Origin of the sequence: Streptomyces incanus, from assembly GCF_042656345.1 — a bacterium.
GTDB lineage: Bacteria > Actinomycetota > Actinomycetes > Streptomycetales > Streptomycetaceae > Streptomyces > Streptomyces incanus.
This window is the reverse complement of sequence record NZ_JBHSPC010000110.1, coordinates 112,216-137,817: the sequence shown is the minus strand read 5'-3', so window position 1 is coordinate 137,817 and position 25,602 is coordinate 112,216. Positions and strand designations below refer to the sequence as shown.

At 71.0% G+C, this 25,602-nt stretch carries 28 protein-coding genes and 1 pseudogene; 20 read left to right on the top strand and 9 right to left on the bottom strand.

The genetic code is table 11. The features are described 5' to 3' along the window. A partial coding sequence (locus ACFP2V_RS31560) for an RNA-guided endonuclease InsQ/TnpB family protein (protein ID WP_381218691.1) occupies nt 1-339 on the top strand: 339 nt, incomplete at its 5' end. Between the two features lie 72 nt (nt 340-411). Beyond that, nucleotides 412-684, top strand: coding sequence for a hypothetical protein (locus ACFP2V_RS31555; RefSeq protein ID WP_381218690.1), 273 nt, complete (start codon nt 412-414; stop codon nt 682-684). Between the two features lie 110 nt (nt 685-794). Here ACFP2V_RS31555 and ACFP2V_RS31550 read toward each other — a convergent pair whose 3' ends face one another. The 3 genes from ACFP2V_RS31550 to ACFP2V_RS31540 all read right to left on the bottom strand — a co-directional run bounded on the left by ACFP2V_RS31550 (nt 795) and on the right by ACFP2V_RS31540 (nt 3,436). Further along, on the bottom strand, nt 795-1,844 hold the full coding sequence (locus ACFP2V_RS31550; protein WP_381218689.1) for a hypothetical protein: 1,050 nt from the start codon (nt 1,842-1,844) through the stop codon (nt 795-797). Continuing rightward, on the bottom strand, nt 1,832-2,485 hold the full coding sequence (locus tag ACFP2V_RS31545) for a hypothetical protein (RefSeq protein WP_381218688.1): 654 nt from the start codon (nt 2,483-2,485) through the stop codon (nt 1,832-1,834). The genes ACFP2V_RS31550 and ACFP2V_RS31545 overlap by 13 nt, the downstream gene beginning before the upstream one ends. Nucleotides 2,486-2,701: 216 nt before the next feature. Next, a complete protein-coding gene (locus tag ACFP2V_RS31540; protein WP_381218687.1) occupies nt 2,702-3,436 on the bottom strand; it encodes a hypothetical protein in 735 nt (244 codons plus the stop codon). 620 nt (nt 3,437-4,056) lie between these two features. Here ACFP2V_RS31540 and ACFP2V_RS31535 point away from each other — a divergent pair. From ACFP2V_RS31535 to ACFP2V_RS31480, 12 genes are all read left to right on the top strand, one after another. Then, nucleotides 4,057-4,788 carry a hypothetical protein gene (locus tag ACFP2V_RS31535; RefSeq protein ID WP_381218686.1) on the top strand — a complete coding sequence of 244 codons (732 nt, stop codon included), beginning with the start codon at nt 4,057-4,059 and terminating at the stop codon, nt 4,786-4,788. 17 nt (nt 4,789-4,805) lie between these two features. Further along, nucleotides 4,806-5,789, top strand: coding sequence for a hypothetical protein (locus ACFP2V_RS31530; RefSeq protein WP_381218685.1), 984 nt, complete (start codon nt 4,806-4,808; stop codon nt 5,787-5,789). After that, nucleotides 5,786-7,093 carry a CpaF family protein gene (locus ACFP2V_RS31525; RefSeq protein WP_381218684.1) on the top strand — a complete coding sequence of 436 codons (1,308 nt, stop codon included), beginning with the start codon at nt 5,786-5,788 and terminating at the stop codon, nt 7,091-7,093. The genes ACFP2V_RS31530 and ACFP2V_RS31525 overlap by 4 nt, the downstream gene beginning before the upstream one ends. Before the next feature lie 70 nt (nt 7,094-7,163). Further along, nucleotides 7,164-8,189: a type II secretion system F family protein gene (locus tag ACFP2V_RS31520; RefSeq protein WP_381218700.1), complete on the top strand. Its 1,026-nt coding sequence runs from the start codon at nt 7,164-7,166 to the stop codon at nt 8,187-8,189. Nucleotides 8,190-8,203: 14 nt separating this feature from the next. Beyond that, entirely contained in the window at nt 8,204-9,112 is a 909-nt protein-coding gene (locus ACFP2V_RS31515; protein WP_381218699.1) for a type II secretion system F family protein, read from the top strand. A gap of 121 nt (nt 9,113-9,233) precedes the next feature. After that, on the top strand, nt 9,234-9,485 hold the full coding sequence (locus tag ACFP2V_RS31510) for a hypothetical protein (RefSeq protein WP_055594189.1): 252 nt from the start codon (nt 9,234-9,236) through the stop codon (nt 9,483-9,485). Nucleotides 9,486-9,537: 52 nt separating this feature from the next. Then, entirely contained in the window at nt 9,538-9,987 is a 450-nt protein-coding gene (locus tag ACFP2V_RS31505; protein ID WP_381218683.1) for a TadE family protein, read from the top strand. Beyond that, a complete protein-coding gene (locus ACFP2V_RS31500) occupies nt 9,988-10,449 on the top strand; it encodes a TadE/TadG family type IV pilus assembly protein (RefSeq protein ID WP_381218682.1) in 462 nt (153 codons plus the stop codon). Then, a complete protein-coding gene (locus ACFP2V_RS31495) occupies nt 10,446-10,907 on the top strand; it encodes a Tad domain-containing protein (protein WP_381218681.1) in 462 nt (153 codons plus the stop codon). The genes ACFP2V_RS31500 and ACFP2V_RS31495 overlap by 4 nt, the downstream gene beginning before the upstream one ends. A 233-nt stretch (nt 10,908-11,140) precedes the next feature. Next, the gene (locus tag ACFP2V_RS31490) at nt 11,141-11,863 is read left to right on the top strand and encodes a hypothetical protein (protein ID WP_381218680.1); all 723 of its coding nucleotides are present in this window, start codon (nt 11,141-11,143) and stop codon (nt 11,861-11,863) included. Next, complete coding sequence (locus ACFP2V_RS31485) at nt 11,860-12,468, top strand: hypothetical protein (protein WP_381218679.1); 609 nt, start codon at nt 11,860-11,862, stop codon at nt 12,466-12,468. Before ACFP2V_RS31490 ends, ACFP2V_RS31485 begins: the two co-directional genes overlap by 4 nt. A gap of 8 nt (nt 12,469-12,476) precedes the next feature. Further along, nucleotides 12,477-13,067: a hypothetical protein gene (locus ACFP2V_RS31480; RefSeq protein ID WP_381218678.1), complete on the top strand. Its 591-nt coding sequence runs from the start codon at nt 12,477-12,479 to the stop codon at nt 13,065-13,067. Between the two features lie 116 nt (nt 13,068-13,183). Here ACFP2V_RS31480 and ACFP2V_RS31475 read toward each other — a convergent pair whose 3' ends face one another. The 3 genes and pseudogenes from ACFP2V_RS31475 to ACFP2V_RS31465 all read right to left on the bottom strand — a co-directional run. After that, complete coding sequence (locus ACFP2V_RS31475; protein ID WP_381218677.1) at nt 13,184-13,513, bottom strand: hypothetical protein; 330 nt, start codon at nt 13,511-13,513, stop codon at nt 13,184-13,186. A gap of 131 nt (nt 13,514-13,644) precedes the next feature. After that, the gene (locus ACFP2V_RS31470) at nt 13,645-13,851 is read right to left on the bottom strand and encodes a DUF397 domain-containing protein (protein ID WP_381218676.1); all 207 of its coding nucleotides are present in this window, start codon (nt 13,849-13,851) and stop codon (nt 13,645-13,647) included. An 8-nt stretch (nt 13,852-13,859) separates the two neighbouring features. Continuing rightward, nucleotides 13,860-14,219 (bottom strand): annotated as a pseudogene (locus ACFP2V_RS31465) (Scr1 family TA system antitoxin-like transcriptional regulator); the annotation flags it as partial. Nucleotides 14,220-14,414: 195 nt separating this feature from the next. On the opposite strand from ACFP2V_RS31465, the gene ACFP2V_RS31460 reads away from it, so the two are divergent. The 5 genes from ACFP2V_RS31460 (at nt 14,415) to ACFP2V_RS31440 (ending at nt 21,271) form a co-directional block, all read left to right on the top strand. Then, entirely contained in the window at nt 14,415-17,417 is a 3,003-nt protein-coding gene (locus tag ACFP2V_RS31460) for a BTAD domain-containing putative transcriptional regulator (RefSeq protein WP_381218675.1), read from the top strand. Between the two features lie 43 nt (nt 17,418-17,460). Then, the gene (locus ACFP2V_RS31455; RefSeq protein WP_381218698.1) at nt 17,461-18,360 is read left to right on the top strand and encodes a prepilin peptidase; all 900 of its coding nucleotides are present in this window, start codon (nt 17,461-17,463) and stop codon (nt 18,358-18,360) included. Nucleotides 18,361-18,595: 235 nt separating this feature from the next. After that, complete coding sequence (mqnC, locus tag ACFP2V_RS31450; RefSeq protein ID WP_381218674.1) at nt 18,596-19,795, top strand: cyclic dehypoxanthinyl futalosine synthase; 1,200 nt, start codon at nt 18,596-18,598, stop codon at nt 19,793-19,795. 7 nt (nt 19,796-19,802) lie between these two features. Further along, nucleotides 19,803-20,507, top strand: a complete 705-nt coding sequence (locus ACFP2V_RS31445; RefSeq protein WP_381218673.1) for an imidazolonepropionase-like domain-containing protein — start codon at nt 19,803-19,805, stop codon at nt 20,505-20,507. A gap of 68 nt (nt 20,508-20,575) precedes the next feature. After that, on the top strand, nt 20,576-21,271 hold the full coding sequence (locus tag ACFP2V_RS31440) for a demethylmenaquinone methyltransferase (RefSeq protein ID WP_381218672.1): 696 nt from the start codon (nt 20,576-20,578) through the stop codon (nt 21,269-21,271). A gap of 86 nt (nt 21,272-21,357) precedes the next feature. On the opposite strand, the gene ACFP2V_RS31435 is transcribed toward ACFP2V_RS31440, so the two are convergent. Both ACFP2V_RS31435 and ACFP2V_RS31430 read right to left on the bottom strand, forming a co-directional pair. Beyond that, nucleotides 21,358-21,693, bottom strand: coding sequence for a PASTA domain-containing protein (locus ACFP2V_RS31435; protein WP_381218671.1), 336 nt, complete (start codon nt 21,691-21,693; stop codon nt 21,358-21,360). 150 nt (nt 21,694-21,843) lie between these two features. After that, nucleotides 21,844-22,350: a GNAT family N-acetyltransferase gene (locus ACFP2V_RS31430; protein ID WP_381218670.1), complete on the bottom strand. Its 507-nt coding sequence runs from the start codon at nt 22,348-22,350 to the stop codon at nt 21,844-21,846. A gap of 98 nt (nt 22,351-22,448) precedes the next feature. Here ACFP2V_RS31430 and ACFP2V_RS31425 point away from each other — a divergent pair, with 98 nt between their 5' ends. Beyond that, nucleotides 22,449-23,732, top strand: a complete 1,284-nt coding sequence (locus tag ACFP2V_RS31425) for a geranylgeranyl reductase family protein (RefSeq protein ID WP_355887116.1) — start codon at nt 22,449-22,451, stop codon at nt 23,730-23,732. Nucleotides 23,733-24,203: 471 nt separating this feature from the next. Here ACFP2V_RS31425 and ACFP2V_RS31420 read toward each other — a convergent pair whose 3' ends face one another. Continuing rightward, nucleotides 24,204-25,061 carry a C40 family peptidase gene (locus tag ACFP2V_RS31420; RefSeq protein ID WP_381218669.1) on the bottom strand — a complete coding sequence of 286 codons (858 nt, stop codon included), beginning with the start codon at nt 25,059-25,061 and terminating at the stop codon, nt 24,204-24,206. Nucleotides 25,062-25,602: the final 541 nt, after the last annotated feature.

The window sequence follows — 25,602 nt, the reverse complement described above, 5'->3', positions numbered from 1 at the left end:
GTGCACGACAGCGGGTGGTCCTCGTTCACCAGCATGCTGGAATACAAAGCGCAACGGTATGGCCGCACCTTTGTGAAGGTGGGGCGGTTCGAGCCCACCAGCCAGATGTGCTCCGCCTGCGGGCACCGCGACGGGCCCAAACCCCTGCACGTGCGGGAATGGACCTGTCGCGCCTGCGGCATGCTCCACGACCGGGACCACAATGCAGCGATCAACGTGAAGACGGCCGCCGGACTGGCGGTATCGGCCTGCGGAGCGCCGGTAAGACCAGGAGCGATCCCGGCACAGCGCGAAGAAACAGGAAGCCATGGAAGCCCGCCCGACGCCCGTGCCGCGTAGCGGCACAGCACCGAGCGAGCAGGCCAGAATCTCCCTCCTTCAGGAGGGAGAGCAAGTCAATCGTGTCTCGACGTGCTTGCGGTGGTCGAGGTGCCGTCCGAACCGAAGGACGAGAAGGACTACGTTCGGAACGTCCAGAAGTACAGTCGCTTCGGGATCGACTTCTACATGATCGCCGACCCCTTCACGGCGACGGTCACCCTGATGTCCGAGCCACACGCCGCGGGGTACGGGCGGGTCGTCGAGATCCCGTACGGCGAGCAGGTCACCTTCACTCTGGCCACCGGGGAGCGGATCGAGATCGACACAGGGACCTTCCCGACGCGTGATGCGGGCGGAGCGTGATCTCGGACCGACGTACGTCAACGGTCCGATCGACTCGGTTTACGTGACGAAGAGCTCTTCCAAGACCTTCTGAGTAGCGTTCGGCTCGTGGACCGGACTGCCTCGTGAGCTCATCTGTTGACGGCTTGGATCTCCTGAACCGTCACGTCCTGGTCGTTGCCGAAGGTGCCGTCGGGCAGGTCTCCGCCGGCGCCTCCGGTACCGGTCCACGTGATGTCCCAGGTGACGGTGGCCTGCATCTTGTAGGTGTTGCCGTCGGAGGAGCGCAGGTATCTGATGCCGCAGGGCGGGGTCTTGTCGGCCTTGCCCTTGGCGTAGGGCTCACCGATCGAGCCGTCGTCGTCGATCACGCACTCGCCGGAGGCGGGGTACGTCTCTGCGTCGGGTGTGCCGGGTTCCAACGTCAGGGAGACGGGTTCGGCAGTCGTGGTGGCCTGGATGTTCAGCCCGCCCACGTTGATCGTGGCGGTTACGGAGACCTCCTTGAACCTGGCCTTGTCGAGCCAGGCCCAGGTGGGGAGGTTCACCTTGGTCGTTTCCTCGGGAGCCAGGGTCACTTCGGTCGTCGGCAACTGGATTCGGCTGTAGGCGAGTTCCGCGAGCACCTCCGGAGTGATCGCGTTGTCGACGGGCACGGGATCTCCGTTCTCGACCCAGAAGGGCATCCGGTTGCAGGCCTGTGCCTCCGGCTCCATCCAGCGTTCCTCGTCACGAACGGCGACCCACCAGTTGCCCTCGTCCTCCTTGTCCAGGTTGTAGTTCTTGTACGTGCCGTCCTTGTACTGGTCACGGAACATGCCGACCGCGGTCTTGGCGTAACTGTGCTGGCCGGGGTAATTGACAGTTTCGTCGTACATGTTCTCCACGTACGAGCCGAACTCCTTGGCGGACCGGGGTTCGTACCAGCAGGCGGGCGGCGTCCAGTTGCCAACGGGCTTCACCTTGCCCGTACCGCCGCCGCCTTCCGATCCTGTCGTGGAGCCGCGGTAAACCACCTTGGAGACCAGACTGGTGCCGTCGCGTCCGCCGCTCGTCTCGGTCTTCTCGCCGTTCGACGCGCCGGGGGTCCCCCATGCGAACGCCGTCCCGGGGATGAGGGCGAGAATTCCGGCAGTCGCCCCCGTGGTCAACCAGCGATGCCGTGCCTTCACTGAATGCATGCCTTGTTCCCCCGCTCCGATTCAAGCTTCGTGGTCTGCCAGACTCCGTTGCTTTTCTTCTCCAAACGCGTGCTGTAGAGCACGTAGGAATCGTTGCTTGCGGGCGTCTTGTCCACCTTTTCCGTCTTGCGGTTCTTGTTGTACGCCTTACTTTCGTCTGCGCAGTACGAGACTCCGGCCGACTTCTTGTCGAACACGCTGATGTCGGCTGCGTAATAGCGCACCGACCCGGAGTATGTGAGCCCGGCATCTACGATTTCCTTGACCCAGTCCTGGCTGCCGGTGAGAGCTGTACCGGACTGGTAGAACCGGAGCGCCGGCGATTCGGAGTCGCCCTTCGTGACGGAGTACGTCACCGCTGTCTGCGCCTTTCCGGCGTCCGCCAGGATGACGTCCTTCGTGGTGTCGCCGGTCTCCCAACCCTCGAATTTCTCTTCGACATCTCCGGGCAGAGTCATGTCTGGCCGTTTGATGGTCACTTCCGATTCGCTCGGCGACGCGGATGCGGTGCCCTTTCCCGCGTCGGCTCCCGCGATCTCGTCGTTGGCCTTGGAACCGTCGTCGCCGGCGCCGCACGCGGCCAGCAGTAGCGTCGCGGTTGCGGCGAATGTGGCGGCGACGGGCAGGATGCGGCGCTTCACAGTGAATCCCCCGTGGGACGGATGTGTGGTCACGGGCAACGACGGTATCGGTGTGGTTCTCGGTTTCGCCACAGCGAACTCTGGGGCGATATCGGCACTTCTGGCATAGGAGACTCGCAGCTGCGTCCAGCCTCTCGGTGGCCTTCTCGGGCGCAGGGTTGACGTCGCTCTCCTCGCCGGTCCCGATGTCCTCCGAGGGCAGCCGAGGGCGCCGGCTCACCCCAGTTTCGCGTTCTGCGCCTTCACCGCCGCTGCCGGCAACTTCGCGTCGCTGGGCCTGCCGTTGGCGATGGCCATGCCGTTGACGGAGAAGTACACGGCGAGGACGTCACCGCTGCGTACGGCCTGGGTGTGCACGGTGTGGGAGATGCCCCGGAACGTCAGTGCGGATGCGAACGCGAGGGACTCGTCGCCGGCCTCCGCCACGGGCTTCTCGGCGGTCACGGAGTCGTACGCGCTGGTGTTGCCGTTCGCCTTCGCGGTGAAGCCTCCGCCGCAGGCGTCGACCGCCCGCGAAAGGCCGGCCAGGGTGGACTCGGCCCGGCCGGACTCGTACGTCGTGAGCGTGACGTACGTGAACGGCTGGCTGGGGTCGCCCGTCACGACGCGTGTGAGGTCGGCCTGCGGTTCGCCGAGGGGGACCTGGTTCATGGCGTAGGCCAGGGGGGCGCAGACCGGCTTCTCGACCGTGACCTCCTCCGGGGAGGCGGCGAAGGCGAACTCGCTGTCGGGCTTGTCCAGGTTCTGGCCGGACACGTCGGCCTTCGTGATCATCAACTGCTTCAACCGCTCTTCCGGAGTGGTCTGTTCCTTCTTGGGGGCGGTCGCTTTCGGCTTGCCGGCCGCCGTGTCCTTGTCCGTGCCCGAGTCGGAATTCCCGCCGCAGGCGGTGAGCGTGGCGAGGGAGATCAGGGACAGGGTGGTGAGGGCGGCCGACAGGGCGCGCTTCATGAGGGCTCCTTGAGGTGGGTGACGGCTGTCAATGCTGGTCGACCGGAAGGCGGTTGATCCGTCGGTCGTCGTCCACCGGCTTCCGCGGGACGTGTGGCCTTCCGGGGACGGTGGCACCCGTGTGAGGCGGGAGGACACCCTTGCCCTGCTCGCCGGGAGGAGGTCCACCAGGGCTCTCCGTGCCCTCTCCGTCACCGATCCGACAGGAGATCATGGCACGCACCGCCCCGGCCCCCGTGAGTGAACCGTGCGGGGTTCGTGGGTGAGGTGTGACGGGGCGGGGGCGGGGGCGGGCGATGGGGCGCTGTGTCGGTTCGCCGGCGCACAGGGGGCGAGCTGCGGTTCGGTGCTGCCGCCAACTGGGTTGTTCAAGGGTGAAATTGCAGATAAGTAACGGGGTGTCATGTGGGGTCCGTGACGTTGGGTGTGCCTTGAGGGGCTCATGCGTGACTGGTACGGTGCCATGGCTTGACACTCGCCTCGGCGCTGGGTATTGGCCCAGGTCGAGCCGGTAAGTCCGGCCGCGTCCCGCATGTCTGTGCGCGAGTGGACGTAGGTGAAGTGTCCGGATTTCCGGGGTACTTGGCAGACATCGTCTTGGGTGTACGGGGAGCGGTTGCGTGAAGATCCAGGAGCGTACGGGGGCGGGCGCGGGGCGTTCCGCCGCTCCGGCTCAACCGGCGGTCGGTGACCGGCTTCCCACGCCGCCTCGCGAGCGCAAACCCGCGTTGGCCGCGCTCGCGGTGCTGCTGATCCTCGTGGGCGCGCTCGGTGCCACGATGCTGGTGCTCCAGGTGGGGGATCGGATCGAGGTCGTCAAGGTCACCGAGGAGATCCCTGCGGGACAGGCGGTCACCAACAGCAATGTGACGTCCGTGCTCGTCGTCGAGGATCCGGAGATCCACTACATCGAGTGGACCCAGCTGGCCGCGCTGAAGAAGCTCAAGGCCGTCAGCAACATCCCGAAGAACGTGGTCGCCGTCGGCGAGATGTTCGGGGAGGGGGCCAAGGTTCCGGAGGGCAAGGCCGTTGTCGGTCTGTCCCTCAAGGAGGGGCAGTACCCGGCCGGGATCAAGGGCGGCGACACCGTGGCCGCGTACCGGGTCGGCGGCAGGGGATCGAGTTCCGGGAGCGATGCCGACGAGGACGGCGGCTCCACGGCGGGCACCAGCAGTTCCGTGATCGTCGAGCAGGCTCGCGTGGAGTCCGTGCCCGAGCAGGAGGGCGACGGCAGCATCGTCAGCAGCGCCAACCTGCCCGTGACGCTGGTCGTCGACAGTGACCGGGCTGCCGCGCTCACCCAGGCCGCCTCCAACAGCGAGGTGGCTCTCGTCCTCGTTCCTGGCAACTAGAAGGCGGCACCCCACTCATGGCCTTGATCGCCCTCGCCGCCGACAAGGGTTCCCCCGGCGTCACCACCGCGGCCGTCGCTCTCGCGGCGGTCTGGCCGCGGCGGGTGCTGCTCGCCGAGACCGACCCGGCGGGCGGTGACCTCGTCTACCGCAGCGCCGCCGCCCACGGCGGTCCGCTCAACCCCAACACCGGCATGCTGTCCATCGCCGCCACCGCGCGGCGCGGGCTCGTGCCCGACCAGCTGTGGGACCACGTACAGCCGTTGAGCGGCGGCCTCGAAGTGCTCGTCGGACTCGGCAACTCCGAGCAGGCCGCCGGCCTCGCCGGGCTGTGGCCGACCCTCGGGCGGGCCTTCGCCTCCCTCGCCGACTCCCCGCACGCGGCCGCCGATGTCATCGCCGACTGCGGGCGGATCAGCGGTGACACGCCGGCGGCCGAGCTGTTCCCGCACGCCTCCCTCGTCCTGCTCGTCTCGCGTACCGAACCGGAGGCGCTCGCCCGGGTCCGGGACCGAGCCGCCGCCCTGGCGGGCAAGCTGAACGGCGGTTCGCGCGTCGCCGGGCCGGGCGGTCCGATGGTCGGGGTCGTCCTGATCGCCGACACCGGCAGTGCGGCCAAGCTCGCCTCCCAGGTCAACGACATGCTCGTGCACGCCCAGACCGGCGCCCGGGTGGTCGGCACCCTCGCCGACGACCCGGCCGGCGCCGAGCAGTTGGCAGGCCGCAGACGGGGCCGGCTCGACAAGTCGCTGCTGATCCGCACCGCCCGCAAGGTGACCGCCGACCTGTACCAGCAGTACGGCGCCGCATGGACGGCCTCCGCTCATGCGGCGTCCGCCCATGCCGCACAGCCCCATCAGCCTCATCAGCCCCAGCAGCAGGGTCAGTACGCACCGTCGGCCCAGCAGCACCAGCCGGGACAGCCCGGTCGGCCCGGTCAGCAGGCCGCCCCGCAGGGCGGCCTGCCGTCCGACGGCCGTGCCGCCGGAGCCGGGCGATGACCGCTGTCGACCATCAACTGGTCAAGCGGTTCCGCCAGGACGCCGGCGACCGTATCTCCGAACAGCGCCGCCTCGACCAGGTCAACGGCGTCACGCCGATGTCCACCGAGGACGAGCGCCAGTTCGCGCGGGCCGTCATAGCCCAGATCCTCGAGGAACACGCCCGCTCCGAGATCAACGCGGGCCGTACGCCGCTGGACGCCGAGACCGAGGAACAGTACGCGGCCGCCGTGCACGCCGCGCTGTTCGGCGTCGGGCGGCTCCAGCCGCTGCTCGACGACCCCGAGGTCGAGAACATCGACATCAACGGCTGCGACCAGGTGTTCGTCGGCTACGCGGACGGCCACGAGGTGCAGGGCGAGCCCGTCGCCGAGACCGACGAGGAACTCGTCGAGCTCATCCAGGTGCTCGGCGCGTACTCCGGTCTCTCCTCCCGGCCCTTCGACTCCGCGAACCCGCAGCTCGACCTGCGGCTCCCGGACGGTTCCCGGCTCTCCGCCGTCATGGACGTGACCAGGCGCCCCGCGCTGTCCATCCGACGGGCCCGCATGGGCAAGGTGTTCATCTCCGACATGGTCGGGAACGGCACGCTCACGCCCGAGTTGGGACACTTCCTGGCCTGCGCGGTACGGGCCCGCAAGAACGTCATGATCGCGGGAGCCACGAACGCCGGCAAGACGACGCTGCTGCGCGCCCTCGCCAACGAGATCCCGCCGCACGAACGTCTCATCACCGTCGAGCGTGCCCTGGAGCTCGGCCTCGACTCCTTCCCCGAACTTCACCCCAACGTCGTGGCGTTCGAGGAACGCCTGCCCAACTCCGAGGGGCAGGGCACCATTTCCATGGCCGAGCTGGTGCGCCGGTCGCTGCGCATGAACCCTTCGCGGGTCATCGTCGGTGAGGTGCTCGGCGACGAGATCGTGACGATGCTGAACGCGATGTCGCAGGGCAACGACGGTTCGCTGTCCACGATCCACGCCAACAGCTCCAGCGAGGTCTTCAACCGCATCTCGACGTACGCGCTGCAGGCGACGGAGCGACTGCCCATCGAGGCCAGCCAGATGCTGATCGCGGGCGCGGTGAACTTCGTCGTCTTCATCGAGCGGCGCAACGAGTTCCAAAGCGGCGGCCGGCTCCAGCGCATGGTCACCTCCGTCCGCGAGGTCAACGGCGTCGACGGACGGGTCCTGTCCAGCGAGGTGTTCGCCCGGACGCCCGACGGCCGGGTCGTGCCGCACGCCCCCATCGCCTGCCTGGAGGAACTGATGGCCCACGGTTACCGCCCCAGCGGAACGTGGGGGTGACCTGGTGACCCGTACGACTACGGACTTCGCTGCCGCCACGGACCTCACCACCGCCGCCTCACTCGGCTCGATGGGCAGCCTGTTCTCCACCACGGTCCTGTACGCGCTCGCGTGCGGCGTCGCCGTCGGCGGCGGCCTCGCGCTGCTCGTCGTCGCCGTGCGCGGACTGCCCGCCAAGCCGGAGCACGAGAAGCAGAAGACGAGTGAGCGCGCCGCCGAACTGATCCGGTTCGCGGGGCAGCGCGGCTCCCTCGCCGCGATCGTCGGCCTCGCCGTGCTGCTGCTGACCCGGTGGACCGTCGCCGGTGTCGCCGCGGCCGTCCTCGTCTTCTTCTGGGACCGCCTCTTCGGCGGAGCCGCGGAGGAGCGGGCCGCCATGCGGCGCGTGGAGGCCCTGGCCTCCTGGACGGAGTCGCTGCGCGACACCATCGCCGGCGCGGTGGGCCTGGAGCAGGCCATCCCGGCGTCGGCACGGGCGGCCGCGCCCGTCCTGCGCCCCCATCTCGACGCGCTCGTCGACCGGTTGCGCTCCCGGACCCCGCTGCCCGAGGCGCTCCAGCATCTCGCCGACGAGATCGACGACGCCTCCGCCGACATCATCGTCGCCGCCCTCATCCTCAACGCCAAGCTGCGCGGCCCCGGTCTGCGTCAGGTGCTGGGCGCGCTGGCCAAGTCGGCGCGCGAAGAGGTCGACATGCGGCAGCGCGTCATGGCCCAACGAGCCTCCACCCGGCGGTCGGTGCAGATCGTCGTCGCGGTCACGATCGCGTTCGTCCTCGGACTGGCCATCTTCAACCGGGACTTCGTCGAGCCGTACGGAACGGCCGTGGGGCAGCTCGTACTCGCCTGTGTCTGCGGGCTGTTCGCGCTCGGCTTCTGGTGGCTGCGCAAGCTGTCCACCATCGAGACGCCCGAACGCTTCCTGGTACGCGACGAGGCGGCGGTCCAGTTCGTACGGCCCCGTACCCCGGGGGCGGCGACCGCTGCGGGGCAGCAGCAGGTGGAACCGGGGAGCGCGCCGTCGCTGCGGCTCCCGCACCAGCAGGGCCGTGGCCCGCAGGGCAGGGACCAGCAGGGCAGGGGGGCACGACGGTGAACGACGAACTGACGATGCCGGTGGTCGTCGGCGCGGTCCTCGGACTGGGCGTCTACGTCCTGATCCGGGCCCTGATGCCCACCAGGCGCAGCGCGGTCGCCCAGGTCGCCCGGATCGACGCGATGCGGGCGCGGGGCGCGGCGTACGAGTCGGCCCGCACGCGGAAGGACACCGGCCGGTTCGCGTCGCTGCGCGGCGAAGTGGGCGCGCGCATCGCCGAGTTCTATCTCCAGCAGGGCTGGGAGCAGCGCTCGCTGCGCGCCGATCTGGCCGTACTGGAACGGAGCTGGGAGAAGTTCCTGGCGACGAAGGTGCTGCTGGCGGCGGGGGGCCTGTTCTTCGGGCCGTTCCTCTTCGCGGTCGTCTGGGCGCTCGGGTTCAGCCGCAGCCCGATCGTCCCGGTCTGGCTGGCCCTGCTCTGCGCGGTCGTCTTCTTCTTCCTGCCCGACCTGGAGGTGCGCCGGGACGCCGCCGAGAAGCGGCGCGACCTACGCCGGGTCATCGGCGCCTACCTGGACCTGGTGTCGATGAGCCTGGCCGGCGGGCGGGGCCTCCCCGAGGCGCTGATGGCGGCGGCCGAGGTGTCCGACGGCTGGGCGACGCAGCGCATCCGCAACGCCCTCGCCGACGCCCGGATCACCGGTATCAGCCAGTGGCAGGCGCTCGGGCAGCTCGGTGAGGAGCTGGGCGTCGAGGAGCTGAAGGACCTCTCCGCCTCCCTCGCCCTGGTCGCGGACGACGGCGCCAAGGTCCGCGAGTCCCTCGCCTCCCGCGCGGAGACCATGCGCCACCGCGAACTCTCCGAGATCGAGGGCAGCGCGGGCGAGAAGTCCCAGTCGATGCTCGTGGCGCAGCTGCTGCTGTGTGCGGGGTTCCTCGTGTTCCTGATCTTCCCGGCGGCGATGCGGGTGTTCCAGGTGTGAGAACCGTGAACGGAAGGACGTGGCGCTGTGAACCATGGGCCACCCATCGCCCCTTGCGAACCGACAGCCGTGAACCGTACGTCAGAGCATCTGTGAACCGAAAACGAGAGGACGAAGCGTCATGAACGGACGTACCTTCCACACCGGTATCCCCGCCGTGGACTTCCTGGTCACCTTCATGCGGGCCCGCGTGGAGCGTGCCCGCTCCGGCGAACTGGACCGCGGCGCCTCCGCGGTGGAGTGGGTCATCATCTCCGCGGTCGTCGTCGCGATCGTCGGCGTGGTCGCCGCCATCATCAACGCCGCGCTGAGCGAGGGCGCCAACAAGGTCGGCGACTGCATCAAGGGCGCGAACGCCGGCAGCACCTGCTGAGCGTACGTACGCCGAGGTCGAGGACAGGACCGCAAGAGGACTGGGACGGGGAATGCCGGTGCGCGTACGTCGCTGGGTACGCCGACGGGTGGAGGCCGCCTCCGCCCGCGGCGACTCCGGCATGACCGCGATCGAGTTCGTGCTGCTCACGCCCGTCCTGTTCTTCATGATCTTCGCGACGGTGCAGTTCGCGCTGTACTTCTTCGCGGATCACGTCGCCCAGGCGGCGGCGCAGGCGGGCGCGCGCAAGGCACGGGCGACGGCGGACGCCCAGCCGGGCGGCTGGCGGGGCGAGGCGCAGGACGTGGTGGACAGCTACATCCGGCAGCTGGGCCCGCAGCTGGTGCTGTCGCCGGACGTGAGGATGCTCCAGCCGGAGCAGGACACGGTGGGCGTGGAGATCACGGCCCGCATCCCGACGGTGTTCCCGGGCCTCGACCTGACGGTGCACGCCCGGTCGGCGGGGCCGGTGGAGCGGTTCGTGGAAGAGAGGGAGAACTAGATGGACGCCCCCCTTCGGCCGGAGCGCCGGGGACCGGTGGGCGGCCAGGGCCTGTCCCGCCGGCTACCTGTGGACGACCGCGGCCTGTCCACCGTCGAGGTGGTGATCCTCGCCCCGGTGATGATCCTGTTCATCCTGGTGCTGGTGGCGTTCGGCCAGCTGGTGAGCGGTCGCGGTGCGCTGGACGGCGCGGCCCGGGACGCGGCACGCGCGGGCTCCATCCAGAAGGACCACGGACGGGCGATGGCGGAGGCGCGCAAGGCGGCGGAGGCGAACCTCGCGGACATCTGCTCGGGCCCGGTGAACGTCGTACAGACCAGCCAGGGCTTCGAGGCGGACACCCTCTTCACGGTCGAGGTGAGCTGCGAGGTGCGCGGCCTGGCCACCCTGGGCCTGAACATCCCGACGACCCTGTCCGCGAGCTTCAGCTCACCGCTGGACCCGTACCGGAGGACGGCGTGAGAGCACGTGTGCGCAGGTGGCTGGAGGGATACCCGTCCCGTCTCGACGACCGAGGCTCGGGCGCCGGCGCGGTCATCGTCTTCGCCCTGGTCTTCATCTCCCTCGCTGCCTTCGTCATCGACGGCGGACTCTCCATCTCCCAGCGCGAGCGCGCCGCCGACATCGCCGAACAGGCCGCCCGCTACGCCGCCCAGGACATCGACCGCGAGGCCCTGTACGAGAACGTGGACGAGCCCGCGCCCATCAACTACGAGAACTGCGACGCCCGGGTGAAGGCCTTCGCCCGCGAGATGGACATGTCCGGCGCGGACGTCGCCGGCACCCACTGCGTGGCGGCCAGTGCCCAAGGAGTCGAGGTGCAGGTCCAGTTGACGTACTCACCCGTCTTCACCGGCGTGTTCTACGGCGGTGACGTGGTGGTCCGCGGCCAGGCGGTGGCGGAGAACGAGGTCGGCTGAGTCCGGAGACCGAAGGAGGACACCATGGGAGGTCAGGAAGCGGACATAGCGCGGATCAAGGAAAGCGCGCGGGCGTTGAAGCGCATCCGTGACACCTTCGCGGAACGGGCGAACCCGGCCGAGGGGTACGGCGTCGGCGACCTCGGTTCGCCGCGTTCACGCTGGTCGTCTTCTCGGACACGACGGCCCCCTGGGTCGTCCTGCTGCTCGCCGCGACCGCCTTCTCCGCGCCCGTGGCACGGCTGGTGCTGCGGCTCTGGACCCGGCTGCGGAGGGGGCGCCACGACCCCGTCGTCCGTGAACGCGTCCGGCCCGGTTCCGCGCGGGGGGTCGGGGAGACGGTCAGGTTCCGTCGGGACACCGAGATCCGGGTACAGGACCGGGACCTCGTCCTGCGCGACCTGGGCGGCCAGGAGTACTGGTTCGCGTTGTCCGGTCCGCACGCGGTGACCTCGCTGGTCCGGGTGGAGGACCACGCGGGCCGGCCGGTCGGTGTGGAGCTCCGGGGTCCCGGGGAGCAGATGCGGGCGGTGTTCCCGTGGGACCTGTGGTTCGGTGGCGGGGAGGGCGCCGAAGGATGGTCGCGGCTGCGCCGGGCCGCCGGACTGACGGTGTCCGAACGCCGCCTGGGCGGTAAGGGGGCCTGGCCCAGGGGCCCGGTGCTGGGCACGGGGCTGCTGCCCGGGTCCGGCGGGGAAGCCCGTCGCATGGCCCGGTTCCCCGGCACCGTCGCCGGGGTGTCCTCCACCGCCGTCATGGCCTTCGGCTCCTTCTTCTCCGTGACCCAGGGCCTGCGGATCACGGACGCGCACCCGGGCGCGGCAGCCGCGGCGGTGCTCATGGGGGTGCTCGGCCTCGTCCTCCAGGCCGTGCCGTACGCGATCCACCAGCTGCGCGGCCGGCTCCTGCTCGACCGGCCGGTTCCGGAACGGACGTCCAGGGAAGCCACTCGATGACACATACCGAGAAGACCGCCCCGCCCACCGACTACCGCCTGCTCCTGCCCGAGGGCTGGTTCCGCATTCTGCTGGACCCGGAGCAGCGGGACAGGTCCGTCGACGCGCTGGTGGAGCGGCAGTTCCACGGGATCGACAACGCGCCGCACCTCAAGGAGGAGCTGCGCGCGGACCTGCGCCACCGTGCCGCCAAGGCGTACCGCGGCGGCGGCATCGAGCTGTACCTCAGCCTCCAGGAGGCGGGGCCCTTCACCATCCCGGCCTCGTTGCTGGTGAGCCTGGCCCCGCTCCGCCACCCCGAACCGCTGCCGCCGGACGCTCTGGCGCGGGCGTTCGCCCAGGACGCCGACCCGGCCGCGGCGACGGAGGTGAGCGTCGAGGAACTGGCGGCGGGCACGGCCGTACGGGTGCGCAGAACGATGAGCCGGCCGGGGGAAGAGGAGAAGGACGGGGACCACGTCTCCGTCTCGGTGGAGTACCACGTGCCCGTCCCCGGAACGACGGAGTTCCTGCTGCTCACCTTCTCCACGCCCCTGGAGCCGATCGCCGACGCGATGGCCGGCCTCTTCGACGCGATCGCCTCCTCACTGACCTGGACGGAGTGACCACGGACATGACCGACGACCTGTCGAACCTCGGCCTGGAGTGCTCGGAGGACTGGGTGCCGTTCCCTCTGTCCGGCACGCTGGACCTGGACCACTGGGCCACGTACCAGGCGAAGGACCTGGTCGAGCGGTACGAGCGCGACGGGGAGAAGGGCAACGCCCGCCTGCTGACCCGCGACCTCAAGCGCGCCGCCGCCGACTGCCGGACCCGCGATCCCCTCGGTGCCTTCGGCTGGTACGTCAGCGGACACCAGTCGGTGGCGGCCGTCCTGGAGCTCGACGCCATCCAGCCGGACGACACCTACCCCGAGGTGAGCCTCGCCCTGCTCACCGAGTCCATGTCGGCGCGGGACTTCGGCGAACCGGACGTCCGCGAGACGCGGCTGCCCCTCGGCGACGCCGTGCGCATCCGCCAGAACCTCGTCGAGGAAAGGAAACGCCTCCTCGGACCGCGTCCCGTGATCCGCACCCTCTTCTACGGGATCCGTCCGGCGACGACGGACGCCGCGGTCACCCTCCTGGTGTCCTGGACGGAACCGGTCCTGGACGAACCCCTGGAAGGCATCGTGGACGGCATCGCGCAGACGCTGTCGCTCTGACGGGCCTGCCCCGACGTCACTGACAGGACATGCCCGGTGGGCCCCGTCGCCACCCCGGAGTCGGCGGGGTCCACGGCGTCTTCGTGAAGCGCGGTGTACGAAGGCGCGGTGGGGCGCTAAGCGTCGCCCTTGCCGCCCCGCTCGTCCTTGACCTTCATCTTTTCGTTGACCTGCTTGGTGAGTTCGTCCTCGAGTTTCTTGAACTCCCGGACCACGGCGTCGGACATGCCGGCGAGCGCGTCGAGCTGCTGGGTGATGTCCTCACGGCCGTCCTCCCAGTTGGACTCGAAATCGGAGAGCGCGTCATTGACACTGCCGTCGCCGATGTCGTCCTTGTAGGACTCGAAGAGCTTCTTGGTGTGGTTCAGCCGTGTCTTGAGCGACCGCAGCCGGCGCCCGTAGTCCTCCATCTCCGTCAGCGGGAGTGCGAGGTCGCTCTTGCTCATGGCCCGGAGTCCTCTCTGCGGATCGGCTGATCGGTTCAGGCGAAGCGGAAGGTGCTGGTCACGGCGTCGAAGATGTCATGGAACGCCTCGGCGAGGTCCAGCACCGGGCTGGCTCCGGAGACGAGGACGAATCAAAGGTTGACGGGAGCGTCGATACCCGACTTGAGGGATGCAATGAAGTGGGCGAAGGCGGAGGCAGGGACGGAGAAGGGTTCGTGGGAGGGGCGCTTGGAGTCGCGTACGGCGATGCGGGTGGGCGGGGTTGCTGTCTCCACGCAGGTATTGCCGTCGCCACCGCCGGAGAACGAGGACTTCCGCCAACGCAGGGGCTCGGTCATGGCTCGCCTCACAGTTCCTTCGTCAAGCGGTGGATGAAGTCCAGCGACGCCGCGGGGTCCAGCGACGCCTTCTCCACCTTACGGAACAGTGTTCGAAGTTGGTTCAGCTGAGGTTCTGCGTCGATGAAGGCAGTCCCGGTGGGGTAGTCCCTGAGCGCGGTGTCCAGTCGGGGCACGGGACCGCATGCGTGCATCATCGAGGCCTCGGCGTCGGCGACGTCGTCCTGGTCGGTGGGGATGACGCGTACGGTCGCGTGACCGTCCTCGATCCGCGTCAGGATCTGGCGGAGTTGTGCCCGGGCCACCTGACGGCCGGCCACGCGGACCCGAAGGGCGAACTCGTGGATGACCGTCCGGTACGACGTCGGGCACTCGGAGGTGCTCGAGGGATGTGCGGGAAGTGTGGCGTGGTGCGGGCGGGAATGCCCTTCGACGGGGCCGGTGCGAGTCCATAGGATCTCTGTAGGCTCAGTACGCTCAGTGCTCCCTTCCTCACCTGATCCCGTCTCACCCCACGCCGTCACCAAGACTCTTCCCCCACCACACGACCCGGGACACCCGCCATGCCACGACGCCGTAGTTCAAGCTCGTCCAGCGCGACGGGAGACCGCAGCGGGGGTTCCGCCGCGACTCCGCGGAACCGGACGCCTCAGCCCGTGCGGATACGGAGGCGGACCTTCGGGGACTTCGTCAAGGCGTTCTTCGCCTTCGTGGCGCTGCTCGTGCTGGTGGTGGGGGTGCCGGCCGCGCTCGCGACGATGGCGGGCTGGCCGTTGCCGAGGACGTTCGAGCCGATGGAGTGGCTCAAGGCAGACGTCTCCGTCGAGACCTTCCAGAGCATCCTGGTGTTCTTCGTCTGGCTCGCCTGGGCCCAGTTCACCGCCTGCGTGCTCGTCGAGATGAAGGCCGCGCTGTCCGGGGTCGGGGTGCCGGGGCGGGTGCCCGGGGCCGGGCCCAGTCAGCTGCTCGCGCGTCAACTCGTGGCCGCGCTGCTGCTCGTCGGCGCCGCCGCGGCGAGTTTCACGCCGGGGCTCTCGCAGTTGGGGCAGGGCGTCGAGGGGAACCAGCAGCCCACCGCCGCCACCGCCCAGCAGACGCCGGGGCTCTTCGCCCAGCAGCAGGAGCAGGCCGCCGGGACCGCCGCCGCGCTCGCCGAGCAGGCGTCCCACGCCGCCGCGCAGGCCGAGGCGGATGGCGGCACCGCACAGCAGGGCGACACGAAGTTCTACCGGATCCAGCCACCCGAGGGGCGTCACCACGACTCCCTCTGGGAGGTGGCCGAGCGGCACCTCGGGGACGGACGCCGGTACAAGGAGATCTTCGCCCTCAACAAGGACCGCACCCAGCCGGACGGTTCCAAGCTCTCCGAGGCCAGCCTCATCCGGCCCGGCTGGATCATGGAGATGCCCGGCGACGCGCGCGGCGGCGACCTCGTCGAGATGCCCGACGACGCCCCCGAGGTCTCGCCGGACGTGCAGCAGCAGATCCACGACTACGCCCGGACCGGCGACCACGCGCAAGGAGGCGGGGGAGCGGGAGCCCAGGGCGGCGGCAGCGACGCCCAGGTCTCCCTTCCCGAGCAGCGGCCCGCGCCCGTCCCGGCGGACCCGGCTCCCGCCGCCCCCACCCCCAGCGCCGGGCAGGAGCACGCCACCCCCGCCGAGGCCGGGCACTCCTTCGGCCTGCCCGAGGCCCTGCTCGCCGCCCCCCTCCTCGCCGCAGGCCTCCTCGGTGCCCTCGGGCACCGGCGCCGGCAGGCGCTGTGGCAGTCGGCGTTCGGGGCGGTCGGCGGGCGGCGCGGGATGGAGCCGCCCACGCCGGAGGGCGACGCCCAGGACGTCCAGGACGCGCTGCTCGTCGGCGCCGACCCCGAGGGCGTACGGCTGCTCGACCGGTCCCTGCGCGGGCTCGCCGCCTCCCTCGCCGCCGAGTCGCGCGCCCTGCCGGTCGTCTACGCGGCCTGGCTCAGCGCCGGCGACCTGCACCTCCAGCTCGCCCAGCCGGCCGGCAAGCCCCCGGCGCCGTGGCGGCTCGGGCAGGACCAGACGTTCTGGATGCTGACCAAGGACGACGCCGGGCGGTACGAGGACGTCGACACCGCCGCCCCCTACCCCGGCCTGGTCAGCCTCGGCACCATGGACGACTCGCGGCTGCTGCTCAACCTGGAGTCCGTCCCCGGCATCGTCTCGCTGAGCGGCGGCGAGGCCGACCGGGCGGCCGTGTTCGCCTCCGTCGCCGCCGAGCTGGCGACCAACGGATGGTCGGACCGTATGACCATCACCCTCGTCGGGTTCGGCGAGGACCTGACCCCGCTCGCCCCCAACCGGATCCGCCACCTCGACGACGTCGAGGCGCTCGTCGAGACCATGGAGGCGGAGACGCGGCAGCGGCGGGGCGCGCTGGGCGCCGCCGGGCACGACTCCGTCCTCACCGGACGCACCGGCCCGGCCCAGCACACCCGTTGGGCCCCGCAACTCGTCCTGCTCGCCGCCGAGCCGTCCGCCGAGGACGCCGTCAAGCTCGCCGAACTCGCCGCCGACGCGAGCCGCCTCGGCATCGGCTACCTCGTCGGCACCGGCAGCGGCGACCTGCCGGGCGCCGCCTGGGAGATGGAGATCACCGGCGAGGGCAAGCTGCTCGCGCCCCTGCTCGGCCTCGAACTCGACGCACAGCTCCTGCCCGCCGCCCAGCAGCGCGCGGTCGTCGAACTCTTCGTGGAGGCCGACCCGGACCGCGGCCCCGACGGGCCGGTCACCACCCCGCCGTTCCTCGTCGACATCAGCGAGCAGGGCCGGCCGGCCGTGTACGCGCGACTCGTCGGGCCGTACGAGATCATCGGCCTCGACACCCCGGACGGCGAGCGCAGCCCCCTGCTCCACGAGGCGCTCGCCCTGCTGCTCCTGCACCGCGAGGGCGTGCACCCGCGCGTGCTGTCCTCCGCGCTGTGGCCGCGCGGGGTCACCGACGACGTGCGCGAGGCGCTCCTGGACCGGCTGCGCGCCTGGCTCGGCACCGACACCGACGGCACCCCTCGCCTCGGCACCGACCGCACCGGCCGGCTCACCCTCGCCCAGTCCGTCGTCTCCGACCTGGACGTGCTGCGGTCGCTGTACCACGAGGCGACCCAGGGCAAGGGCGTCGACAGCCGGGCCGTGCGCGGGCGGCTGCTCACCGACGCGCTGGTGCTGGTGCGCGGACCGCTGCTCGCCGACCGGCCCGAGGGCCGCTACCGCTGGCTCACCCACGAGATCGTCGACGCCCAGCTTCCGCTGCTCGTCGCCGACACCGGACTCGCCCTCTCCGAGTTCCACCTGGAGAAGGGCCGCGCGGAGAAGGCCATCGAGGCGCTGAACGCCGCCCTGCGCACCGCCCCGGCAGACGAGCGGCTGTGGAACGAGCTGCTGCGCGCCACCCACGCCCTCGACGACCCCACCCGGCTCACCGCCCTCGCCGCCGACCTCATCGGCCGCAGCGGCGCCCGCGGGCTGCCGCCGCGCACCGAGGCACTGCTCGACGAACTGCTGCCGACCTGGCGCGACGCGGTCGAGGCCGCGGCCGCGGGATGAGGGACGCGTGAGCGGCCTTCCGGCGGCGGTGGTCACCGGTCCGGTGCCGGACGCGGTCGTGCTGCTGGTAGCCGTGGTGTGGGGCGCGGCGACGGGTGCGCTGCTGCCCCGCGCGGTGTACCGGTTCGCCGTCCCGGCGGGGGAGGCGTGGCACGCCCGGTGCCCCGGGGGGCATCCGCTGCGCGGGTGGCTCGGACCGGCCCGGTGCGGGCGGTGCGCCCCGCGCGGGGAGGGTGTCAGGCACGGAGGGGACGCCGGACACGGGGAGGACGCGGGGCACGGGGAGGACGCGGGGCACGGGGAGGACGCCGGGCACGGGGAGGACGCCGGACACGGGGAGGACGCCGGACACGGGGAGAACATCCCGCGCGGAGACGGGAAGAGGGCCGCCGGGACGTCGTACGGCACCGGGCCCGCCGTCCCCGCGGCCGCCACCGTGCTCGTCTGCGCCGCCCTCGCCGCTGCCACCGGGACCCGGCCCGAACTGGCCGTCTGGCTGCTGCTCGCGCCCGTCGGCGTGCTGCTGGCGGTCGTCGACTTCCGGGTGCAGCGGCTGCCCGACCCGCTCACCCTCCCCTTCGCCGGAGCCGCCCTCGCCCTGCTCGGGGTCGCCGCCCTCGTCCCCGAGCACGCGGGCACCTGGACGACCGCCCTGCTGGGCGCCCTGGCGCTCGGCGCCGGCTACTTCGTCCTGTTCCTCATCAACCCGGCCGGCATGGGCTTCGGCGACGTGAAGCTCGCCCTCGGCGCGGGGGCCGTCCTCGGCTGGTACGGCTGGCCGACCGCGATGCTCGGCACCTTCGCCGGGTTCCTGTTCGGGGCGCTGTACGGCGGTGCCCTCGTCGTCGCGCGGCGGGCGGGGCGCGGGACGGCCATCCCGTTCGGGCCGTTCCTGATCGCCGGGGCGTTCGCCGGGTTGCTGATCGGCGCGTACACGGCGTGACGCATCCGGCGTCACTGACCGGGTGCGTACCCGGCCCGACGCGTGCCGGGCCGGCGCGGGACGCACATCCGGCAGTCGTGTGACGCACTCCGGCAGCCGTCGGCGCGTACACGGGGTGACGGCCGGGCAGGTGCGACGGGGCGCCCATCGGCCTGACGTCGGGCGTCATGGGCCGCTGGCGTAGGCTGGTTCAGCCCGTCCACAACCCTTACGAACCTTACGAAAGGGACGCCCGGTGACCGAGAAGGCCGACCTTCAGCCCATCCTCGACCGTGCCGCCGCCGGTGGGCGGATCACCCCCGAAGAGGCGCTCGACCTCTACCGCGACGCCCCGCTGCACGCGCTGGGCGCCGCCGCCGACGCCGTACGCAGGCGGAAGTACGCCGACAGCGAGCACATCGCGACGTACATCATCGAGCGCAACATCAACTACACGAACGTGTGCGTGACGGCGTGCAAGTTCTGCGCCTTCTACGCCGCGCCCAAGGACACCGCCAAGGGCTGGACCCGCGACCTCGACGACATCCTGCGCCGCTGCGCCGAGACCGTCGAGCTCGGCGGCACGCAGATCATGTTCCAGGGCGGCCACCACCCGGACTACGGCGTCGAGTACTACGAGAAGCACTTCGCCGCCATCAAGAAGGAGTTCCCGCAGCTCGTCATCCACAGCCTGGGGGCGAGTGAGGTCGAGCACATGGCCCGGATCTCGAAGGTGTCGGTCGAGGAGGCCATCACCCGGATCCACGAGGCCGGGCTCGACTCCTTCGCCGGGGCCGGCGCCGAGCTGCTTCCCGAGCGCCCGCGCAAGGCCATCGCGCCGCTGAAGGAGTCCGGCGAGCGCTGGCTGGAGATCATGGAGATCGCACACGGGCTGGGTGTCGAGTCGACGTCCACCATGCTCATGGGCACCGGCGAGACCAACGCCGAGCGCATCGAGCACCTGCGCATGATCCGGGACGTGCAGGACCGCACCGGCGGCTTCCGCGCCTTCATCCCGTATACCTACCAGCCCGAGAACAACCACCTGAAGGGCCGGACGCAGGCCACCCTCTTCGAGTACCTGCGGATGATCGCCATCGCCCGCGTCTTCCTCGACAACGTGGCCCACATCCAGGGCTCGTGGCTGACCACCGGCAAGGAGGTCGGCCAGCTCTCCCTGCACTACGGCGCCGACGACCTCGGCTCGATCATGCTGGAGGAGAACGTCGTCTCGTCGGCCGGTGCCAAGCACCGCTCCAACCGGCTGGAGATCATCGACCTCATCCGCCGCGCCGGACGGGTGCCCGCCCAGCGGTCGACCACGTACGAGCACCTCGTCGTGCACGACGACCCGGCGAACGACCCCGTCGACGACCGCGTGGCCTCCCACATCTCCTCCACGGCGATCGAGGGCGGCACGGCCCACCCGGAGCTGAAGCTCCTCGCCTCCAACTAGGATCCGCGTGCCGACACTTCACGCCGCCGATCTGCTGGTGACGGGGGATCTGCGGCCGTCCGTACCCCAGGGTGCGGTGCTCGTCGACGGACGGACGGTCGCGGCCGTCGGCCCGTACGAGGAACTGGCGGACGCCCATCCCACGGCCCGGGTACGACGCTGGCCCGGACTGCTCACCCCCGGCTTCCTGAACCCGTACGGCCCCGAACTGCTGGAGCACGCCTACCATCCCGACCCGCGCGAGGCCGACGAGCTGGGTACCGAACCACTCGTCGGCGCGGCGCTCGCGGCGCTGCCGATGACCGACGCCCGCTGGGGCGCGAGCGCGCGGCGCGGGGTGCAGCGGATGCTGGCGCACGGGACCGTCGCCGTCGCCGGGGAACTGCGCCGGCCCGCCGTGGTGGACGCGGTGCGCCGGGCCGGGCTGAGCGTGGAACCGAGGCCGGCCGGAGCTGCCGGAAGAGCCGCTGCGGGGACATGTCCCGGGACCGTTCCGGAAGGGTCGGCGGCTCCTGACGGCGGGCCGGGCCTCGATCCACTGGTCGGCGGTCGAGGGCTGACGGAGGCGCTTGTGGCCCCGTTCCCGGGCCCGGGTGCGGCGGCGACGTTCGCCGTGTTCGACGTCCCCGACGAGGCCGCGCTGAGCGAACGAGGAGCCGCCACGTGCGTGGCGACGGTCCTGAGCGGACGGCTGGTGCACCGGCGCCGGTAGACCGGCCTGCTGCCCGGCACTCCGGGGGGTCCGGGGCCGCGGCGGGGCCGTCCTGCCACAATGGGCCCGTGACCCGCGCATCCCTGAACAAGCAGCCGCACGAAGTCGCCTCGATGTTCGACCACGTCGCGGAACGGTACGACCTGACCAACGACGTGCTGTCGCTCGGTCAGGACCGGATCTGGCGCAAGGAGGTGGCGAAGGCGGTCGACGCGCGCCCCGCGGAGAAGGTCCTGGACCTGGCGGCCGGTACGGGGACGTCCTCGCTGCCCTTCGCACAGGCCGGTGCCTACGTCGTCCCCTGCGACTTCTCCCTCGGCATGCTCCAGGTCGGCAAGCAGCGCCGGAACTGGCTGCCGTACACCGCCGGCGACGCGACCCGGCTGCCCTTCAAGGACGACGTCTTCGACGCCGTCACCATCTCCTTCGGGCTGCGCAACGTCCAGGACACGGACGCGGCGCTGCGCGAGATGCACCGGGTGACCCGGCCCGGCGGGCGCATCCTCATCTGCGAGTTCTCGCACCCCACCTGGACGCCGTTCCGCACCGTGTACACCGAGTACCTGATGCGCGCGCTGCCGCCGGTGGCCCGCGCGGTGTCGTCCAACCCCGACGCGTACGTCTACCTCGCCGAGTCCATCCGGGACTGGCCCGACCAGCCTGCCCTGGCCGGGCGACTGCGGGGCGCCGGCTGGACGAAGGTGGCCTGGCGCAACCTCACGGGCGGCGTGGTCGCGCTGCACCGGGGCCACAAGGCGGGCTGAGGCGGAGCGGGCCGGGAAGAGGCAGGGCCGGGGCCGGGGAAAGCGGCCCCGACCGGTCAGGACGAGCCGGGGAAGGACCTGACCGGTCAGGGCGGGCCGAGGAGCGCCGTCGCCGCGCGGGGTGCGGCCGGGCAAGGGGCACCCGGTTCGTCCAGTTCCCGCCGGAGGCCGCCGCCGGGAGGCGCCGGTCCGCGCGGCTCACGCACTCCTCCGCCGCCGTCCCCCTCCCCGAAGTCGAACCACACGTGCACCGCGGAGTCCCGCGGCACCTCGGTGCCGGGCTGCGGATACTGGCGTACGACGTATTCGACGACGGTCAGGTGGAAGTCCGGCCGGTCCGGCGCCTCGAGGGACAGGCCGCGCGTACGAGCCGACTCGCGCGCGTCCACGGCCATCAGGCCGACCAGGCGCGGAACGCGCACCTCGGATGTCCTGGGTTGTATACGCACGGATGTCACCCCCAGCGGTCCCGGCAGCGTAGGCATGACCACGCACCGGAAGGAAGCATTCCGTGGCTTACTGTGACAATCAGTCACATGAAGTGACTGAAGTGAGAGTTACCGGTTCCGCTTTCAGAGAGTCAACCGGTAGCAGTGGCCCTCCCGGTGCGAGGCCGGGATCGGGAACGTCTCGGCGAGACGCATCCCGAGCCGCCGGGTGACCGCCGTCGAGCGGGTGTTGCGGGCGTCGACCATCGCGACCACGTCCCGCACGCCGGTGGCACGCACCCGTTCCAGCGTCTGGTGCGCCGCGGCGGTGACGTATCCCTTGCCCCAGTGCTCCCGGCCCAGGCGCCAGCCGATCTCGATCTCGCCCGTCGGACCCCAGTCCCGCTCCCAGGGCTGGGCGCCCGTGAAACCGATGACGCGGTCCGCCCCGTCGACCATGGTCCACAGGCAGAAGCCGAGTTCGGCGTCGTGCCGCCGCTGGCGGGCGGTGAGCTCCTCGTAGACCGACAACTCCGCGGCCCTGCCGCCGTGGAACTCCATGACGTCCGGATCGGCGAAGATCCGGTGCCAGGCGAAGGCGTCCTCGTGAGTGGGTACGCGAAGCCGTACAGCGGGCAGAGCTCGGTGCATTGAGGCAGCCCTTCAGCCGGGTGATCAATTGTCCTGCATAGACTGCCCGTGTCCAGTGCCCGTCGGCACGCAGATTTCGAACTTGGGGAGATCCCGCCGTGACCGAGCCCCTCTCCGACAACACCGCCGATGTGATCGTCGTGGGCGCGGGGCCCGCCGGCTCCGCCACCGCGTACCACCTGGCCAGGTCCGGTCTCGACGTGCTCCTGCTGGAGAAGACCGCGTTCCCGCGGGAGAAGGTCTGCGGCGACGGCCTCACCCCGCGCGCCACCAAGCAGCTCGTGTCGATGGGCATCGACATCTCCGAGGAGGCGGGCTGGCTGCGCAACAAGGGCCTGCGCATCATCGGCGGTGGAGTCCGCCTCCAGCTCGACTGGCCGGAACTCGCCTCCTTCCCCGACTACGGCCTGGTCCGCAAGCGGGACGACTTCGACGAACAGCTCGCCCGGCAGGCCCAGAAGGCCGGCGCGCGCCTGTACGAGCGCTGCAACGTGGGCGCGCCGATCATCGACGACCGCACCGGCCGCATCACCGGTGTGAAGGCCAAGCTCGGCGAGGAGAAGCGGGAGGTCACCTTCCACGCCCCGCTGGTGGTGGCTGCCGACGGCAACTCCACGCGGCTGTCCCTGGCCATGGGCCTGCACCGCCGCGAGGACCGCCCGATGGGCGTCGCGGTCCGCACGTACTTCACCTCGCCGCGCCACGACGACGACTACCTGGAGTCCTGGCTGGAGCTGTGGGACCGCCGCGGCCCGCAGGACCGGCTGCTGCCCGGCTACGGCTGGATCTTCGGCATGGGCGACGGGACGAGCAACGTCGGCCTCGGCGTGCTCAACACCTCGGACTCCTTCAAGGAACTGGACTGGCGCGAGGTCCTGAAGGCCTGGTGCGCGTCGCTGCCCGAGGACTGGGGCTACACCCCGGACAACATGACCGGCCCGATCCGCGGCGCCGCGCTCCCGATGGCCTTCAACCGCCAGCCGCACTACACGCGCGGGCTGCTGCTCGTGGGTGACGCGGGCGGCCTGGTGAACCCGTTCAACGGCGAGGGCATCGCCTACGCCATGGAATCCGGGCAGATCGCCGCCGAGGTCATCGTCCAGGCGCACGCGCGGGCGACGCCGGCCCAGCGGGAGATCGCCCTCCAGCGCTACCCGCGCGTCCTGAAGGACACCTACGGCGGCTACTACACGCTCGGCCGCGCGTTCGTGAAGCTCATCGGCAACCCGAAGATCATGCAGATCGCCGCCCAGCGCGGGCTGACGCACCCGATGCTGATGAAGTTCACCCTGAAGCTGCTCGCCAACCTGACGGACCCCACGGGCGGCGACGCGATGGACCGCGTCATCAACGGCCTGAGCAAGGTGGCGCCGAAGGCGTGACGCGTCCCGCGCCTCCCCGTCTCCGCGTCCCGTCGTACGCGGAGACGGGGACGCGGGAGGCGTGAGGGGTGCTGTGGGCGGCCGGGGCCGGATGGATGGGCTCGCGGCCGCCGACGCGTGTCCGGGGCGCCGTGAAGGCCCGCCACGCGGCCGTGCGCGGCCCGGCCGGCGCACACCGCCCCGTCGATCCCCGCGAAACGGCCGACAATTCGGGCATGCGGGTGATCCCGGCCGACCGGAGGGGCCGGACGGAGCGAGGGGAGCACGCGAGCGGACGGCGTGCGAGGGGAACGCATAAGCAGGGACGCGTGAGCGTGGACGGAGAGAGCCGCTGCCCGCGAGTGGCAGCGGTTCCCGAGCGCAGCCGGCCCGTGCGGGCCCGGCCCGCACGGGCCGGATCCGTGCCGACCGAGCCCGGCGACCCGGGCCGCCAGGGGTCCGGGTCGCCGTCCGGGTTCGTGCGGACGCCGCTCAGAGCACGCGCACGGCACCCGACGCGGGGTAGCCGGAGAGGTCCTGGATGACGACGCCCTTGGACGGGTTGGCGGCGTCCAGGTACTGGCCGTTACCGATGTAGACACCCGTGTGGTACGCCGAACCCTTGCCGCCCCAGTACAGGATGTCGCCGACCTGGAGGTTGGACAGCGAGACGTCGGTGCCGACCGTCGACTGGTCCTGGGAGACGCGCGGGAGGTCGACGCCGACCTGCTTGAACGCGGCCTGCACCAGGCTGGAGCAGTCCCAGGCGTTGGGGCCCGTGGCGCCCATGACGTAGGCGTCGCCCACCTGGGCCTTGAGGAAGGAGATCACCGTCGCGACGCTGCCACTGGCGGGCGCGGAGACGGTGGCCGTGGAGGCCATCGTGCTCGTGGTGGCGCCCGAGTCGGCGGTGAGGGTGGCGCGCTCGGCGTCGCGCGTGGCGCGCTCGGCGGCGGCCCTGCGGGCCTCCTCGGCGGCCTTCTTCTTCGCCTCGGCCTTCTCCTTGGCCTCGGCGAGGTCCGCCTTGGCCACCTTGGCGGCCTTGGCGGCGGCGGCGTCACGCTCGGCCTGCAGCTGGTAGTTCGCGGCGGCCTGCTGGGTGGCCTCCGCGGACTGGGCTACCTGAGTGGACAGGTCGGCCGTCAGAGTGGGCAGCTCGAGGGTCTGGGTCACCGGCTCGGCGGCGACCGCCGAGGCCGACGCCCCGGCCACTGCCAGAGTGCCGAGGACGCCACCGGCCACTCCGGCCCGCATCGCCATCGTGGTCTGCGCGGTGCGGCGGGGTTTCCGGTGGCTTCGTATGTGAGCGGTGTGGGACATGGGAACAACCGGTACCAGGGGCTCCTTCATAACCACAAGAAACGTGTGCTGCGCCACAATTGTTCAATCGTGGCGCCGAATCCCGGGCGTGTCGCTCTTTATTGACGCCGTAACGGACATTGCGGGCGCGGCGTAATGGGCCCGTGATCACGGTCTTTCCTCTTTATGTCTGAATTGCCCTGCACCTACCATCGGTTGAAACGATTGGCCAAGCCCTCTTCTCGCGCCCCGCGGTGGATGTGGCGGAGGTCACGGAACGGTCACCCCTGTCGTCGCGTCCGGTGTGCGAGCGACGGACGGATTGCGGACGGATTGTGGCGGGGGGGGTGGTCGGATCACGGCGTGCGCCGCGACCGGGCCGCGACCGGGGCGGCCCTTGGGTCGAGTCCGGGTGGGTCCCTGAGGCGGGTCCCTGAGGCGGGTCCGGGACACGCTTCGAACCGGGTTCGGGGCGAGCGCGATCGCGTCCGGTGCGCCGCCGGGTGCGCGGCCCCGCCTCTGGCTCTGGCCCCGGCCCGGCCCCGGCTCCGGCTCCGGCCCCGGCCTGGCTCTGGCTCCGGCTCCGGCCCGG